Annotated in this window: 18 protein-coding genes; 8 read left to right on the top strand and 10 right to left on the bottom strand. The window is 71.1% G+C overall.

Annotation, left to right across the window (positions count from 1 at the left end):
* The first annotated feature begins 11 nt into the window (after positions 1-11).
* On the top strand, positions 12-188 hold the full coding sequence (locus STRCI_RS13195) for a hypothetical protein (RefSeq protein WP_269659113.1): 177 nt from the start codon (positions 12-14) through the stop codon (positions 186-188).
* The gene (locus tag STRCI_RS13190; RefSeq protein WP_269659112.1) at positions 185-580 is read left to right on the top strand and encodes a RidA family protein; all 396 of its coding nucleotides are present in this window, start codon (positions 185-187) and stop codon (positions 578-580) included. The genes STRCI_RS13195 and STRCI_RS13190 overlap by 4 nt, the downstream gene beginning before the upstream one ends.
* On the opposite strand, the gene STRCI_RS13185 is transcribed toward STRCI_RS13190, so the two are convergent.
* Entirely contained in the window at positions 558-1136 is a 579-nt protein-coding gene (locus STRCI_RS13185; RefSeq protein WP_269659111.1) for a TetR/AcrR family transcriptional regulator, read from the bottom strand. The genes STRCI_RS13190 and STRCI_RS13185 overlap by 23 nt on opposite strands.
* Before the next feature lie 113 nt (positions 1137-1249).
* On the opposite strand from STRCI_RS13185, the gene STRCI_RS13180 reads away from it, so the two are divergent.
* Positions 1250-3685 (top strand): beta-glucosidase family protein, encoded by a 2436-nt coding sequence (locus STRCI_RS13180; protein ID WP_269659110.1) that lies wholly within the window; start codon positions 1250-1252, stop codon positions 3683-3685.
* 68 nt (positions 3686-3753) lie between these two features.
* Here the strand turns inward: STRCI_RS13180 and STRCI_RS13175 are convergent, their stop codons facing one another.
* Together STRCI_RS13175 and STRCI_RS13170 are read right to left on the bottom strand one after the other, a co-directional pair.
* Positions 3754-4725, bottom strand: a complete 972-nt coding sequence (locus tag STRCI_RS13175; protein WP_269659109.1) for an aldose epimerase family protein — start codon at positions 4723-4725, stop codon at positions 3754-3756.
* A 15-nt stretch (positions 4726-4740) separates the two neighbouring features.
* On the bottom strand, positions 4741-5643 hold the full coding sequence (locus tag STRCI_RS13170; protein ID WP_269659108.1) for an SGNH/GDSL hydrolase family protein: 903 nt from the start codon (positions 5641-5643) through the stop codon (positions 4741-4743).
* A 255-nt stretch (positions 5644-5898) separates the two neighbouring features.
* Here STRCI_RS13170 and STRCI_RS13165 point away from each other — a divergent pair, with 255 nt between their 5' ends.
* Positions 5899-6393 (top strand): DUF3145 domain-containing protein, encoded by a 495-nt coding sequence (locus tag STRCI_RS13165; RefSeq protein ID WP_269659107.1) that lies wholly within the window; start codon positions 5899-5901, stop codon positions 6391-6393.
* A gap of 69 nt (positions 6394-6462) precedes the next feature.
* On the opposite strand, the gene fabF is transcribed toward STRCI_RS13165, so the two are convergent.
* The 5 genes from fabF to fasR form a co-directional block, all read right to left on the bottom strand.
* The gene (gene fabF, locus STRCI_RS13160; protein ID WP_269659106.1) at positions 6463-7734 is read right to left on the bottom strand and encodes a beta-ketoacyl-ACP synthase II; all 1272 of its coding nucleotides are present in this window, start codon (positions 7732-7734) and stop codon (positions 6463-6465) included.
* An 86-nt stretch (positions 7735-7820) separates the two neighbouring features.
* The gene (locus tag STRCI_RS13155; RefSeq protein ID WP_015660680.1) at positions 7821-8069 is read right to left on the bottom strand and encodes an acyl carrier protein; all 249 of its coding nucleotides are present in this window, start codon (positions 8067-8069) and stop codon (positions 7821-7823) included.
* 82 nt (positions 8070-8151) lie between these two features.
* A complete protein-coding gene (locus tag STRCI_RS13150; protein WP_269659105.1) occupies positions 8152-9153 on the bottom strand; it encodes a ketoacyl-ACP synthase III in 1002 nt (333 codons plus the stop codon).
* A gap of 17 nt (positions 9154-9170) precedes the next feature.
* Entirely contained in the window at positions 9171-10085 is a 915-nt protein-coding gene (locus STRCI_RS13145; protein WP_269659104.1) for an ACP S-malonyltransferase, read from the bottom strand.
* Positions 10086-10174: 89 nt separating this feature from the next.
* On the bottom strand, positions 10175-11380 hold the full coding sequence (fasR, locus tag STRCI_RS13140) for a fatty acid biosynthesis transcriptional regulator FasR (protein ID WP_269659103.1): 1206 nt from the start codon (positions 11378-11380) through the stop codon (positions 10175-10177).
* A 60-nt stretch (positions 11381-11440) separates the two neighbouring features.
* Between fasR and STRCI_RS13135 the strand changes: the two genes are divergently transcribed.
* Together STRCI_RS13135 and STRCI_RS13130 are read left to right on the top strand one after the other, a co-directional pair.
* Positions 11441-12133 carry a pirin family protein gene (locus STRCI_RS13135; protein WP_269659102.1) on the top strand — a complete coding sequence of 231 codons (693 nt, stop codon included), beginning with the start codon at positions 11441-11443 and terminating at the stop codon, positions 12131-12133.
* 89 nt (positions 12134-12222) lie between these two features.
* Positions 12223-12762, top strand: coding sequence for a hypothetical protein (locus STRCI_RS13130; protein ID WP_269659101.1), 540 nt, complete (start codon positions 12223-12225; stop codon positions 12760-12762).
* Positions 12763-12803: 41 nt separating this feature from the next.
* Here the strand turns inward: STRCI_RS13130 and STRCI_RS13125 are convergent, their stop codons facing one another.
* Both STRCI_RS13125 and STRCI_RS13120 read right to left on the bottom strand, forming a co-directional pair.
* Positions 12804-13625, bottom strand: a complete 822-nt coding sequence (locus tag STRCI_RS13125; RefSeq protein WP_269659100.1) for a serine hydrolase domain-containing protein — start codon at positions 13623-13625, stop codon at positions 12804-12806.
* Positions 13626-13644: 19 nt separating this feature from the next.
* Positions 13645-14115 (bottom strand): GNAT family N-acetyltransferase, encoded by a 471-nt coding sequence (locus tag STRCI_RS13120; protein WP_269659099.1) that lies wholly within the window; start codon positions 14113-14115, stop codon positions 13645-13647.
* A 97-nt stretch (positions 14116-14212) separates the two neighbouring features.
* On the opposite strand from STRCI_RS13120, the gene STRCI_RS13115 reads away from it, so the two are divergent.
* Together STRCI_RS13115 and STRCI_RS13110 are read left to right on the top strand one after the other, a co-directional pair.
* Complete coding sequence (locus tag STRCI_RS13115; protein ID WP_269659098.1) at positions 14213-14677, top strand: MerR family transcriptional regulator; 465 nt, start codon at positions 14213-14215, stop codon at positions 14675-14677.
* Positions 14674-15693, top strand: a complete 1020-nt coding sequence (locus STRCI_RS13110; protein ID WP_269659097.1) for an aldo/keto reductase — start codon at positions 14674-14676, stop codon at positions 15691-15693. Before STRCI_RS13115 ends, STRCI_RS13110 begins: the two co-directional genes overlap by 4 nt.
* The last annotated feature ends 2 nt before the right edge of the window (positions 15694-15695 follow it).

Below are 15695 nucleotides of genomic sequence, written 5' to 3'. Positions count from 1 at the left end.
GCTTCGACTGCATGCAGAAGATCGCCTCTCTGGGGCCGGCGGCCCCGCGTCCGGGCAGCGGCTTCGAGCGGGTCCTCGTTCGCCCAGGCGCCATGGCCAACGACGCGGGCGTCCTCGACGCCGACATCTCCGAAGCCGCCGCCCGTATCCGTGCCACGAGCACCGGGATCACCAGGAGCACCGTATGAAGGTCACCCTCGACAACCCCGCCACCGCCCCCCAGCCCTACAGCCCCGCCTACTCCCAGGTCGCCCGGGTCGAACACGCCGACGGCGGCGTGATGTTGTTCGTCTCCGGCCAGATCGCGGAGGGGGAGACGCTGGAGGAGCAGAGCAGGGGCGTGTTCGGGATTCTCGACGCCCTGCTCGCCGCGCACGGCGCGAGCCTCGCCGACATCATCAACATCCGCACCTACCTGACGGACATCTCCCGGCTCGCCGAATACGCGGCCGTGCGCCGGGAGTTGATCACCGGTACCCCGCCCACCAGCATGACCTTCGAGGTGCCGAAGCTGTTCCGGCCGGAGGCGATGATCGAGATCGAGGTCGTCGCCGCGCTCACTCCTCGCCCAGCAGCCTGAGGAAGTCCCGGAACGCGCCCGGCATGTCCACCGACTCCGGGTCCAGCAGCCACTGGTACTGGAGTCCGTCCATCACCGCCACCAGCAGCGGCGCGGTGCGTTCCGGGGTGAGGCCGTTCGGCAGCCGGTCGCCGTACTCGGTGCGCAGCACCTCCGCCATGCTGGCCCGGACCCGGGTGTAGCGCTCCGTGAAGTACTCGCGCGCTGGATGTCCCTCGGTCACGCTCTCGCCGAGCAGCGCCGAGAAGGTCTGGATGATGCCGGGCCGCATCGCGTTGTACTCCACCAGCGAGGCGAGCAGATCCACCCGCCAGCGGGTGTCCGCGGGTACCGCGTCCCACTGGTCGCGCTCCTTCAGTACGGCGACCAGCAGCGCGTCCTTCGTCGGGAAGTAGTGCAGCAGCCCCTGCTGGGTGAGCCCGACCCGCTCCGCCACCGAGGCGAGGCTGGCCCCGCGGTACCCGCGCTCGGCGATCACCTCAAGGGCCGCCCGCACGATCTCGGCGCGGCGTTCCTCGCTCCTGACCCTCGCGTTCATGGCGTCACCGTACGGCATCGACCTACGGCTGATATTACAGCAAGATAACGAAACCTACCGGTCTACAGGGTAGCGGATGCAGGATGGAGGCACAGCGAGGAACAGCACGGACTCACCGAGGAGGCACCGCCATGGCGGGAACCCGCACCCAGGCCGACGAAGCGCGCGAGACGGCCGTCGAGGCAGCCCTGGCCCGGCTCGACCTCGACGCGAAGGCACGGCTGCTCTCCGGCCAGGACATGTGGACCCTGCCCGCCCTGCCCGAGATCGGCCTGGCCTCCCTCGTCATGTCCGACGGACCGATCGGCGTCCGGGGCGTGCGCTGGACCGCCGACGACTCCTCCGTCGCCCTGCCCTCCCCGACCGCGCTGGCCGCCACCTGGGACCCCGAACTCGCCCGCCGCGCAGGCGTGCTGCTCGCCCAGGAGGCCCGCCGCAAGGGCGTCCACGTCCTGCTCGCCCCCACTGTCAACCTGCACCGCTCCCCGCTCGGCGGACGGCACTTCGAGGCGTACAGCGAGGACCCGTACCTCACCGGCCTGATCGGCGCGGGCTATGTCAGCGGCGTCCAGTCCGGCGGCATCGGCACCACCGTCAAGCACTTCGTCGCCAACGACGCCGAGACCGACCGCTTCACCGTGAACAACACCGTCGGCGAACGCGCCCTGCGCGAGCTGTACCTGGCGCCCTTCGAGACCATCGTCGAGAACGCCCACCCCTGGGGCATCATGACCGCCTACAACTCGGTCAACGGCACGACGATGTCCGAGCACCGCTACCTCGTGAACGAGATCCTGCGCGGCGAATGGGGCTTCGACGGCTTCAACGTCTCCGACTGGATGGCCGCCCGCTCCACCACCGACGCCATCGAGGGCGGCCTCGACGCCGCCATGCCGGGACCCGGCACGGTCTACGGCGCGCCCCTCGCGGCGGCGGTACGCGCGGGCGAGGTCGCCGAGGTCACGGTCGACGAGGCCGTGCGCAACGTACTGCGGCTGGCCGCCCGAGTCGGCGCCCTGGACGGCGCCGAGCCGGCGGTGACCGAGCCGCCCGCCGAGGTCGACGGCGAGGCCCTCGCCCGCGAGATCGCCCACCGCTCCTTCGTCCTGGTCCGCAACGCGGGAGCGCTCCCGCTCCAGCCGGGCACGGTCGCGCTGACCGGCGCCGCCGCCCGCGACGCCCGCGTCCTCGGCGGCGGCTCCGCCACCGTGTTCCCGGCCCGGATCGTCTCCCCGCTCGACGGCCTCATCGCCGCCCTCCCCGAGGGCAGCCTGACCTACACGATCGGCGCCGACCCCAATACCGAACTCGCCGTAGCCGACAAGGGATTCACGCTGCGGGCCGTCTGCCGCGACGCCGAGGGCGAGGTCATCGGCAGCTCGAACGCCCCCAACGGCCAGATCCAGTGGATGGGTTCCGACCTCCCCGACGGCGTCACCCATGACACCCTGCACACCGTCGAGCTGACCGGCACCTTCACCCCGCGCGAGACCGGCCCGCACACCCTCGGCATCAAGGGCCGGGGCCCCTTCGTCCTCACCGTCGCGGGCACGACGTACTTCGACGGGGTCCAGGGCGGCGACGACGCCTCCGACCCCTTCGCCACCTTCTTCGGCGCCCCCGAACCGCGCGCCGTGGCCGAACTGACCGCGGGGGAGACGGTCGAGATCTCCCTCACCCACACCGTGAGCATCCCCGAGGACGCGCCCATCAAGGGCGTCGGCTTCACCCTCGTCGGCCAGGAGCCCCGGCGCGACGCCGACGAGCTCATCGCCGAGGCCGTCGAGGCCGCCCGCGCCGCCGACACCGCCGTCGTCGTGGTCGCCACCACCGACCTCGTGGAGTCGGAGGGCTTCGACCGCACCGACCTGTACCTCCCCGGCCGCCAGGACGACCTGGTGCGCGCCGTCGCCGCTGCCAACCCCAACACCGTCGTGGTCGTCAACTCCGGTTCCCCGGTGGAACTGCCCTGGCGCGACGAGGTCGCCGCGGTCCTGCTGAGCTGGTTCCCCGGCCAGGAGGGCGGCGCGGCCCTCGCCGACGTGCTCACCGGCGACCGTGAGCCCGGCGGCCGGCTCCCCACCACCTGGGGCTCCCTCACCGACGCCCCGGTCACCCGGGTCGTCCCCACCGACGGCGAACTGCCGTACACCGAGGGCGTCTTCATCGGCTACCGAGCCTGGGAGAAGCTGGGCCGCACCCCCGCGTACCCCTTCGGCCACGGCCTCGGCTACACCGGGTGGGCCTACCAGTCACTGGAACTCGACGGTACGACCGCCAAGGTCCGCGTCCGCAACACCGGCGAGCGGAGCGGGCGCGAGGTCGTGCAGATCTACCTGGCCCCGGACGAGCCCGACGCCGAGCGCCCGGCACGCGTACTGGCCGGCTTCGCACAGGTGGAGGCGGCACCGGGGGAGACCGTCGAGGCCGTGGTGGAGCTCCCGCGCCGGGCCTTCCAGATCTGGGACGAGAAGACCAGCTCATGGTCATTTGTGAAGGGTTCGTACGAGATCCAGGCCGGGCGCTCGATCGCGGACCGCAGGCTCACCGCGACGATTAACGTCTGATCCGGGACACGTTCCCCATGGACAGCCCCGGTCCGGGACCTGACGCCCGGACCGGGGCTCATCTGCGCCTACCGCGATGAGAAGGCGTACACCGTCTCCGAGCGGAACACCTCGCCCGGCCGCAGCACCGTGCTCGGGAAGTCCGGACGGTTGGGGGAGTCGGGGAAGTGCTGGGTCTCCAGGGCGATGCCGTCGCCCGGTGCGAAGGGATCGGCGAGATGGTCGGCGGTGTACAGCTGGAGTCCGGGCTCGGTCGTCGACACCGTCAGCACCCGCCCGGACGCCGGGTCGTGCAGCTCGGCGACCGCCACCGGGCTGTCCGTCACGCCCTTGTCCAGCACGAAGTTGTGGTCGTAGCCGGAGCCCACCTTGCGCGGGGCACGGAAGTCGAACCGGGTGCCCTCGACGGGCTCCTCCTCGCCGGTCGGGATCAGATCCGCGTCCACCGGCGTGAACCGGGAGGCGGCGATCCGCAGTTCATGGCCGCCCGCGTTCCCCGAACCGGCCAGGTTGAAGTAGCTGTGGTTCGTCAGGTTCACGACCGTCGGCGCGTCCGTCACCGCCTCATAGGCGATCCGCAGCGCGCCGTCCGCGTCCAGCGAGTACGTCGCCGCCAGCTCCAGCCGGCCCGGGAAGCCCTCCTCGCCGTGCGCCGAGACCCGGCTCAGCCGCACCCCGTGCGCGACCGGCTCCGCGTCCCACACCCGCTGGTCGAAACCGCGCTCACCGCCGTGCAGACAGTTCGGCCCGCTGTTGACCGGCAGCGCGTACGTCAGCCCGTCCAGGGTGAAACGGCCCCGCGCGATCCGGTTGGCGTACCGCCCGACCAGCGCGCCGAAATACGGCCCGGAGTGCGCGGGATAGTCCCCCGGCTCGGCGAACCCCAGCACCACGTCCGCGGCGAGCCCGTCCCGGTCCGGGACCTCCACCGACTGCACGATCCCGCCGTACGTCAGCACCCGCACCCGGACACCGGCCCGCTCAAGCGTCCAGCGGTGCACGGCCGTGCCGTCGGAAAGTGTGCCGAAGAGTTCGTTCATGTGCGAAACCCTAAGTCACGGGGACTTCGCCGTGACCGTCCGGTAGGCGATCTCGGCCAGCCGCGCCTGGCCGTTCACACTGGGATGGAACCAGTCCCAGCGGCTCAGCTGATCCGTCCCGAAGCGGTACGCGTACACCGCGCCGCCGTCGAACCGGCACCGCCGGTCCTTGGCGCACACCTCCTTCAGCGCCTTGTTGTACTCCTCCACCCGCTTCTGCACGGTCTCCCGCCGCAGCGCGTCGGCCGCGTCCAGCGAGTCCGCGTCCTCCAGCATCGACGGGCAGATGCCCAGCTTCCACACCTGCTTGCCCAGTTCGTTGGTCCGCCCCTGCGACCACAGCCGCTTCAGATCCGGCACGCTCGCCACATACACCTGCGCCTTCGGCAGCGCACCCCGCAGCGTCCGCAGCGCCTCCTCGAACTGCGCGCGGAAGTCGGCCACCGGCGTCATCGCCTCGGTGCTGTCCCGGCAGGCGTCATTGGCCCCCGCCATCACCGTCACCAGCTCCGGCTTCCGGGTCGCCGCCTGCGCCATCTGCCCGGCCAGATCCGTCATCCGCGCCCCGGTGACCGCGTAGTTCCAGCTCCGCTCGGCGGCCTTGGTCTCACCGAGCAGCCGCACCGCGAGACTGTCCACTTCCTGGCTGCTGCCGGTCGCCCACGACACCTCCGGACAGTCCGCGAGCACCGAGCAGGCGTCGAAGCCACGGGTGATGGAGTCGCCCACGGCCGCGACCGACTCCGGGCTGCGGTCCCACAGCGGGGTCGGCTTCGGCCGGGGCTGCTTCTCCCGCTGCGCGTCCGTCCCGGAGGGCCCCGGTGAGTTCCCCCCGACGGCGTCACAGCCGGCCAGACCCAGGACGGCCGCGGACAGCACGGCGAGCACGGCTCGTGAGCGGTGACCGGTCTTCCGCATCCGCTGCTGATCCCCTCGCTCGTCGACTACAGGTCCCCCTCCATACAACGCGTGGGAGTTCCCGAGCGCGCGCGATGCAACGGTTCCACCCCCTACAGGCGTCCTGCCGGGTGAATGGCGGGCGTTTCACGGCACCGGGACCGACGGTACGTCACACTCCTTGCGCCGCCGCACGGTAGCCTCGCCATCAACGTGGCTGCCCCGCCACGGCCGTCCGCCAGTTCGCAAGATGTCCCGCTCTGCCCGGAGGTCCCGGTGACGACACGTGGAGTTCTGTACGTGCACTCCGCGCCGCGCGCGCTGTGCCCGCACGTCGAGTGGGCCGTCGCCGGGGTGCTCGGCACACGCGTCAATCTCGACTGGATCCGGCAGCCCGCCGCGCCCGGCACCTGGCGCTCGGAGTTCTCCTGGCAGGGCCAGGCGGGCACCGCCTCCAAGCTGGCGTCGGCCCTGCGCGGCTGGCACCTCCTGCGCTTCGAGGTGACCGCGGAACCCTGCCCCACCGCCGAGGGCGAGCGCTACAGCTGCACCCCCGACCTCGGCATCTTCCACGCCGTCACCGGCATCCACGGCGACATCCTGATCCCCGAGGACCGCCTCCGCGCCGCCCTGCTCCGCAGCCAGCGAGGCGAGACGGACCTGGAGGCCGAACTCTCCAAACTCCTCGGCAAGCCCTGGGACGACGAACTGGAACCGTTCAGGTACGCGGGCGAGGGAGCCCCGGTGCGCTGGCTGCACCAGGTGGTCTGAGTTTCCCGGAACGCGTGAAGGGCCCCCACCTCGCAAGGTGGGGGCCCTTCAGTTACGTACGGAAGTCGCTCAGACGGTCCTGAACGCCAGCACCACGTTGTGGCCGCCGAAGCCGAACGAGTCGTTCAGCGCGGCGATCCGGCCCTCGACGGGAAGCTTGCGGGCCTCGCCGCGGACCACGTCCGCGTTGGCCTCGGCCTCGGGGTCGAGGTTGTCGACGTTGATGGTCGGCGGAGCCACCCGGTGGTACAGGGCGAGCACGGTCGCGACCGTCTCCACTCCACCGGCACCACCCAGCAGGTGACCGGTCATCGACTTGGTCGCCGAAACCGCCATGTGGTCGGCGTCGTCACCGAACACCTTCCGCAGCGCCTTCAGTTCCGCGATGTCACCGGCCGGTGTCGAGGTCGCGTGCGCGTTGACGTGCACGATCTCCGACGGCTGCAGGTCGGTCCGGTCCAGCAGGTTCTGGAGCGCGTGCGCGATACCGCGGCCCTCCGGCTCCGGCTGCACGATGTCGTGGCCGTCGGCGGAGATGCCCTGGCCGACCGCCTCGGCGTACACCCGCGCACCGCGCTTGGCGGCGTGCTCGGCGGACTCCAGGACGACCACACCGGCACCCTCGCCGAGGACGAAACCGTCCCGGGCGACGTCGTAGGGGCGCGAGGCGCCCTCGGGGTCCTCGTTGTTCTTGGACATCGCCATCATGTTGCCGAACGCGGCGATGGGCAGCGGGTGGATCGCCGCCTCGGTGCCGCCGGCGACGACCACGTCGGCACGGCCGGAACGGATCATCTCGATGGCGTAGCCGATGGCCTCGGCGCCGGAGGCGCAGGCGGAGACCGGCGTGTGCACGCCCGCACGGGCGCCCACGGCCAGACCCACGTTCGCGGAGGGGCCGTTCGGCATCAGCATGGGGACGGTGTGCGGGGAGACGCGGCGGACGCCCTTCTCCTTGAGCACGTCGTACTGGTCGAGCAGGGTCGTCACGCCACCGATGCCGGAGGCGATGACCGCACCGAGCCGGTCCGGGTCGACGTTGGAGTCCTCACCGGCGCGGTCGGTGAAACCGGCGTCGGCCCAGGCCTCCTTGGCCGCGATCAGCGCGAACTGGGCCGAACGGTCGAGCCGTCGGGCCTGCGGACGGGCGATCACCTCGGTCGGCTCAACGGCGACCGGCGCGGCGATACGGACCGCCTGGTCGGCGGCCCACTCCTGCTCCAGGGGCTTGACACCGGAACGTCCGGCGACCAGGCCCTCCCAGGTCGAGGCTGCGTCGCCACCCAGCGGTGTGGTTGCGCCGATACCGGTGACGACCACGGTGCGATTGGTCGAGCTCACGGGAATTCTTTCTCCAACGGGATACGAGGATTCAGCGGCGCCACCGCCGGGTGGCGGGGCCGGGCACATCCGGCCTAAGCGAAGACTCAGGCCTGGTGCTTGAGGATGTAGTCGGTCGCGTCGCCGACCGTCTTGAGGTTCTTGACGTCCTCGTCCGGGATCTTGACGTCGAAGCGCTCTTCGGCGGCGACGACGACCTCGACCATGGACAGGGAGTCGACGTCCAGGTCGTCGGTGAAGGACTTGTCCAGCTGGACGTCCTCGACCGGGATGCCGGCGATCTCGTTCACGATGTCGGCGAGACCGGCGACGATCTCTTCCTGAGTGGCGGCCATGTCAGGCGCTCCTTCGTAGTAATCCAGAGGGTTTGGCAGTGCTTTCCGCAGCGGATCAAAACGATGATCCGGCACGGAGTGCCTAGGGGAGAGTAACGACAGTGGCGGCGTACACGAGACCCGCCCCGAAGCCGATGACGAGCGCGGTGTCGCCGCTCTTTGCCTCGCCGGTCGCCAGAAGCCGCTCCATCGCGAGCGGAATCGAGGCGGCCGAGGTGTTGCCGGTGGTGCGGATGTCACGGGCGACCGTGACGTGCTCCGGCAGTTTCAGCGTCTTCACCATCGAGTCGATGATCCGCTCGTTGGCCTGGTGGGGAATGAAGACGTCCAGGTCGTCCGAGCTGATCCCGGCCGCGTCCAGCGCCTGCTGGGCGACCTTCGCCATCTCGAACACGGCCCAGCGGAACACCGCCTGGCCCTCCTGCGTGATCGCAGGGAACTTGTCGACCTCGCCGTTGCGGTAGTCCGTCCACGGCACGGTCTGCTTGATCGTCTCGGACTTGTCGCCCTCGGAACCCCAGACCGTGGGGCCGATGGCGGGCTCCTGGGCCGGGCCCACGACGACCGCGCCGGCGCCGTCGCCGAACAGGAAGGCCGTCGCGCGGTCCTCCAGGTCGGTCAGATCGCTCAGCCGCTCCACACCGATGACGAGGACGTACTCGGCGCTGCCCTCGACGATCATGCCCTTGGCGAGGGTGAGGCCGTAGCCGAAGCCCGCGCAGCCGGCCGAGATGTCGAAGGCGGCGGCCTTGGCGGTGCCGAGCTTGTCGGCGATCTCGGTGGCCACGGCCGGGGTCTGCTTGAAGTGCGAGACGGTCGAGACGATCACGCCGCCGATCTGCTCCGCGGAGATCCCCGCGTCGGCGATCGCCTTGCCGGACGCCTCGATCGACATCGCGGCGACGGTCTCCTCGTCGGAGGCCCAGTGCCGCGTCTCGATGCCGGAGCGCGAGCGGATCCACTCGTCGGACGAGTCGATCTTCTCAAGGATGACCTCGTTGGGCACGACCCGGGTGGGGCGGTAGCCGCCCACCCCGAGGATGCGCGCGTACGGGGCGCCCTTGCTGGGCTTGATCTTCGCCATGCTGCTCGGACTCCTTGTCAGGCCGTGTGCTCGGCGATCAGCTCGCGAGCCGCGTCGAGGTCGTCGGGGGTCTTCAGGGCGAGCGTCTGCACGCCCTTCATCGCGCGCTTGGCGAGACCGGTGAGCGTACCGCCGGGGCACACCTCGATCAGCGCCGTCGCGCCGAGGCCGACGAAGGTCTCCATGCACAGGTCCCAGCGGACCGGGTTGGCGACCTGGCCGACCAGCCGCTCCAGCACCTCGGCGCCGGTGGCGACGGTCTTGCCGTCCTTGTTGGAGACGTAGGCCAGCGTCGGGTCCGCGGCGGAGAGCTCCTTGGCGGCCTCGGCCAGCGTGTCGACGGCGGGAGCCATGTGGTGCGTGTGGAAGGCACCGGCGACCTTCAGGGGGACGACCTTGCGCACGCCCTCGGGCTTGTCCTCGGCGAGCGCGGCGAGCTGCTCCAGGGTGCCGGCGGCCACGATCTGGCCGGCGCCGTTGATGTTCGCCGGGGTCAGACCGAGCTTCTCCAGGTGTGCGATCGAGGTCTCGGGGTCGCCGCCGAGCAGCGCCGACATCCCGGTCTCGGTGATCGCGGCGGCCTCGGCCATGGCGAGCCCGCGCTTGCGTACGAGGGTCAGCGCGGCGGTGTCGTCCAGGACGTCGGCGAACGTGGCGGCGGTGATCTCACCGACGCTGTGTCCGGCGACGGCGCCCGGGGTCACGGCACCCAGTGCCGCGGCGGACAGGAGCCCGGCGGCCACCAGCAGCGGCTGGGCCACGGACGTGTCCCTGATCTCGTCCGCGTCGGCCTTGGTGCCGAAGTGGACGAGGTCGAGGCCGATGGCGTCGGACCAGGCGGCGACGCGGTCAGCGGCACCGGGCAGGTCGAGCCAGGGAGTCAGGAAGCCAGGCGTCTGGGCGCCCTGGCCGGGAGCGACGAGTACGAGCACTCTCACACTCTCTCTTGGGGACGGCCACGGCCGCCCGTGGGGACAGGGACGAAGAACACGAGGGGGTTTTGTGGGGCCCCGACAAAACCCTATGGCTGAGGATCCCCGTCGACCAGACGTCCCAGGATCAGCGCGATCCGCAGCGTGAACGCGGAGCGTACATCCGAAGGCGACCAACCGGTGACGTCAGTCACACGTCGAAGCCGGTAGCGCACGGTGTTGGGATGCACGAAGAGCATCCGGGCGGCGCCTTCGAGACTGCTCGCCTGTTCCAGATAGACGGAGAGGGTCTCCAGGAGCGCGGACCCGGCCTCCTCCAGTGGTCTGTAGATCTCCTCCACCAACTGCTCGCGCGCGCTGGGATCCCCGGCGATGGCGCGTTCCGGAAGCAGGTCGTCCGCCAGTACCGGCCGTGGGGCGTCCTGCCAGGCGGAACACGCCTTGAGCCCGGCGGCGGCGGCCTGCGCGGAGCGGGTGGCGGCCAGCAGGTCCGGCACGATGGGCCCGGCGACCACCGGTCCGGCGGCATACGGGCCGATCAGCGACTTGGCCACGGCGAGCGGATTGTCGTTGCCGCCGGCGATGACGACCAGCCGGTCCCCGAGCACCCCGGTGAGCACCTGGAGCTTGGCGTGCCGGGCGGCCCGCCGGATGGCCTCGACGGTCAGCTCGGAGTCCCCGTCGGGGGCGGTGCCGAGCACCACGCACACATGCTCGGGCGAGTTCCAGCCGAGCGCGGCGGCCCGGGAGACGGCGCCCTCGTCGGCCTCCCCGCTCAGCACCGCGTTCACCACCAGCGACTCCAGGCGGGCGTCCCAGGCACCGCGTGCCTCGGCGGCCTGGGCATAGACCTGGGCGGTGGCGAAGGCGATCTCGCGGGCGTAGACCAGGAGCGCCTCGCGCAGCAGGGACTCGTCGCCCGGGGCGGCCACCTCGTCGATGGCGGACTCCATGACTTCGATGGTGGTCCGCACCATCTCCACGGTCTGCCGCAGGGTGATGGCCCGGGTCAGCTCCCGGGGCGCCGTCCCGAACACATCGGTGGAGATGGCCTGAGGGGCATCGGGATGCCGGAACCACTCGGTGAAGGCCGCGATACCGGCCTGGGCGACCAGCCCGATCCAGGAACGGTTCTCCGGGGGCATCGCCCGGTACCACGGCAGCGTCTCGTCCATGCGCGTGATGGCCTGGGCGGCGAGGGATCCGGAGGACTTCTCCAGCCGCTTCAGGGTCGCGGAGTGCGGGTGGGCGTCATGTGCTGCGGCTTCGGACTTACGGGCTTCGGGTTCGGGCACGGGGACAAGACTGCCTTATCCGGACGGGACTGTGCGCTGCCGGGGTCTACGGTGGGGTCCGTGACGGATGTACGGCGCGCGGCTGAGCGCTACCCAGGCGGCGAGGCGGCAGCGGGAATCTCCTCCCGGCACGCCTTCTCCTTCGGCCCCCACTACGACCCGGACAACCTCCGCTTCGGCGCGATGATCGCGTGCAACGAGGAACGGCTCGCGCCGGGCGCGGGCTTCGACGAACACCCGCACAGCCACACCGAGATCATCACGTGGGTGGTGGAGGGCGAGCTGACCCACCGAGACTCCCAGGGTCACGAAACCCTGGTCCGCCCCGGCGATGTGCAACGCCTGAGCTCGGCGGCAGGCGTCCGCCATGTGGAACGCAACGACGGCACCGCCCCGCTCACCTTCGTCCAGACCTGGCTGGCCCCGCTGAACCCCGGCGGCACCCCGGTCTACGAGATCGTGCACGGCATCGCGGATTCGACGCCGTACGCGATCCCGGAGGCGGGCGCGCTGCTGCACGTCCGACGGCTGGGGGCGGGGGAGCGGACCGCGGTGCCGGACGGGGCGTACGTCTACGTCCATGTCGTACGCGGTGAAGTGCGGCTCGACGGCGTGGAGTTGGGGCCCGGTGACGCGGCGCGGATCACGGGCGCACGGGACGCGGAACTGGTCGCGGACGCGGGTGCGGAAGTGCTGCTGTGGGAAATGGCGGCGGCGTTTTCGAACGAGGGCTCGAAACCCGAACGTACGTAGCAGACAGTGCGGTAGTGATCACTGACTGTTTGGCTGGGTTCGAGGCCGCCGGCCCCGGCGCCCTCTCCCGTACAAGGAGAAAGCCCAGCATGAAGACCGTCAGCGCCCTGAAGCACGTCGTCGCCCCCGCCCTCGCCGCGGGAGTCCTCGTGACCGCGTTCGCCGCACCCGCCGTCGCGCAGGAGCCGCCCGGGTCCACGGTGGTCCGCAGCAGCGGGACCGTCTCGCTGAACGCGCGCAGCGGCGTCAGCAACTACGTCACCGTGTCGTCCGCCAGCGGCCGCCTCATAGTCGAGGACCAGTCGGGCATCACCGCGGGACCGGGCTGCACCCGGCTGAGCTCGACCGCGGCCGCCTGCGGCGCCACCGCCACCGCCACCCGGCTCGCCTTCTCGCTGGGCAACTGGTCGGACGTGCTGTCCGTGGGTGTGGCCGTGAGCAGCTCGGTGAACGCCGGATCCGGCACGGACGTCATCACGACCGGCGGTGGCAACGACTCCGTCAACGCCAGTGACGGCGTCGGCGGCAACGACTGGGTGACCTGCGACGGCGGCTCCAGCGACAGCGCGTTCGCCGACCCCGGCGACTCCGTCAGCCGTGACTGCGAGCGCCGGTTCCCCTTGTCCTAGGCGCGACCGTCCTGGGCGAGGTCGGCCGGTGCCACCGGCGGCTACCGGCGCAGCTCCGCCAGTACCGCGTCGGTGAACACCGGCCAGACCTCGACCGCCCAGGGCCCGAACGCCCGGTCCGTCAGCGCCACGCACGCGAGTCCGGCGTCCGGGTCGATCCACAGGAACGTGCCGGACTGGCCGAAGTGCCCGAAGGTGCGCGGCGAGGACGAGGAGCCCGTCCAGTGCGGGGACTTGCCGTCGCGGATCTCGAAACCGAGCCCCCAGTCGTTGGGGTTCTGGTGCCCGTACCCCGGCAGCACGCCCTTGGTCCCCGGGTACTGCACGGTCATCGCCTCGGCCACCGTCCGCGGGTCCAGCAGCCGCGGCGCCTGCACCTCGGCCGCGAACCGCAGCAGATCCTCGACCGTGGACACCCCGTCCTTGGCGGGAGAGCCCTCCAGCGAGGTCGCCGTCATGCCCAGCGGCGCCAGCACCGCCTGCCGCAGATACTCCGCGAACGGGATGTCCGTAGCCTTCGCGATGTGGTCCCCGAGCTGCTCGAACCCGGCGTTGGAGTACAGCCGCCGCTCCCCGGGCGGGGCCGTCACCCGGTGCTCGTCGAAGGCGAGCCCCGAGGTGTGCGCGAGCAGATGCCGCACCGTCGAGCCCGCGGGACCGGCCGGCTCGTCGAGCTCGACCGCGCCCTCCTCGTAGGCGACCAGTGCGGCGTACGCGGCCAGCGGCTTGGTGACCGAGGCGAGCGGGAAGCGGTGCCCGGCCGGGCCGTGGGTACCCAGCACCGTCCCGTCCGCCCGCACGACACCCGCGGCGGCGGTGGGGACCGGCCAGTTCTCGATCAACGCAAGACTGCTCAGCGACATGCCAGTGAGCCTAAGCCGCTCAGAGGTGCAGCCGCATCGAGGGGTCGGGGTCCCGGGTGAAGCCGAGTGAGGTGTACAGCGGTTCGGCGTCCGGGGAGGCGGTGAGCATGACATATCCGGCGCCCTGGTCGCGGAACCAGTCCAGCAGTTCCTCCATGCACGCGCGTGCGTACCCGCGGCGCCGCGCCTCGGGGTCGGTCGCGACGCTGAAGACGTACCCGATCAGCCCCTGTGGATTCCCGGCCCGCCCGATGCGGTACTCCAGCGTGCCCGCGGCCAGAGCCGCCAACGCCCCCGGCCGCTCCGGGTGGTCGACGACGTATGCCGCGAACTCCCCGTCCGGACCGGCCAGTCGGTCGCGCAGGGCCGGCAGCGACCGCGGGTGCCAGTCGGTGGCACCCGGCGCGGCCGCCAGTGAGTCGATCATCACCTGACGCAGCCGCAGTACTTCGACGGCGTCCTCGGTCGTGGCACGGCGTACGAGACTCATGTCCCGCACGCTAGCCAGGGCGATCACGTCATGTCCCGTGGTTTTCTTACCCTTTCGGCTTGCTTGGAGTCCACTCCAAGGCCATAGCGTTGAGCGCATGACGGTGACGGAGACCACGGCCACCAGGACCGACATCTGCGCGGGGCCACTGAGCCCCGGCCGGCGCCCGGACGGCCAGGACAGCTACACGATCAGCGAGGTCGCCGCGTTCACCGGCCTGACCGCGCACACCCTGCGCTGGTACGAGCGGATCGGCCTGATGCCGCACATCGACCGCTCGCACACCGGCCAGCGCCGGTACAGCAACCGCGACCTGGACTGGCTCGACCTCGTCGGCAAGCTGCGGCTCACCGGAATGCCGGTCGCCGACATGGTCCGGTACGCCGAGCTGGTGCGCGAGGGCGACCACACCTATGGCGAGCGCTACGAACTCCTGGAGGAGACCCGCCGGGACGTGCTGTCCCGGATCGCCGAACTCCAGGACACGCTCGCCGTGCTCGACCGCAAGATCGCTTTCTACGGCGACGCCGGGCAGGCCCTGGCGTCGGAAAGGCCCCGATGACCGAGAACAGCAGGATCGCGACCGCACGCCTCGGCGACACAGGCCCCGAGACGGGGGTGCAGGGCCTCGGCTGCATGGGCATGAGCTTCGCCTACGGCCCCTCGGACGCCAAGGAGTCCCGGGCCACCCTGGAACGGGCCCTGGAACTGGGCGTCACCCTCTACGACACGGCGGACGCCTACGGCGCCGGCGAGAACGAACTCTTCCTGTCCCCGTTCTTCCGGGCCCACCGCGACGAGGTCGTCATCGCGACCAAGTTCGCCCTGTCGATCCCGCCGGACGAGCCGACCCGACGGGTCATCCGCAATGACGCGTCCTACATCCGGCAGGCAGTCGAGGCGAGCCTGAAGCGTCTGGACGTCGAGACGATCGATCTCTACTACATGCACCGGCGTGATGTGAACGTCCCCATCGAGGACACCGTCGCCGTCATGGCCGAGCTGGTGCGGGAGGGCAAGGTCAAGCATCTGGGCCTGAGCGAGGTCACGGCCGCCGAACTGCGCGCCGCGCACGCCGTGCATCCCATCGCGGCCGTGCAGTCGGAGTGGTCGCTGTTCAGCCGGGACATCGAGGCGCAGGTGGTGCCCGCGGCCCAGGAGCTGGGCGTGGCCCTGGTGCCGTACTCGCCGCTCGGCCGGGGTTTCCTCGCGGGCTCCTTCGGCTCGGCCGACAAGGACCTCACCGCCGGTGACTTCCGCCGCCAACAGCCCCGTTTCACCGGCGACAACGCCACCGCCAACGCGGCCCTGCTGGCCCCCGTCCGCAAGGTCGCCGACTCCCACGGCGCCTCCCTCGGCCAGATCGCCCTGGCCTGGGTCCAGCAGCAGACCGAGGTCCACAACCTCCCGGTCGTCCCGATCCCCGGCACCCGCAAGCCCACCCGGGTGGAGGAGAACACGGGCGCCACCAGGATCCAACTGACGGGTGAGCAACTGGCGTTGCTGGACCCGATCGCGGCTCAGGTGGCGGGGGACCGGTACGCGGACATGACGTTCACGTCCGCGGGCAGGGAGTGATT

It is taken from the genome of Streptomyces cinnabarinus (genome assembly GCF_027270315.1).
Classification (GTDB): Bacteria; Actinomycetota; Actinomycetes; order Streptomycetales; family Streptomycetaceae; genus Streptomyces; species Streptomyces cinnabarinus.
The sequence above is the reverse complement of the archived record's forward strand: the minus strand, read 5'-3'. Positions and strand labels throughout refer to the sequence as shown.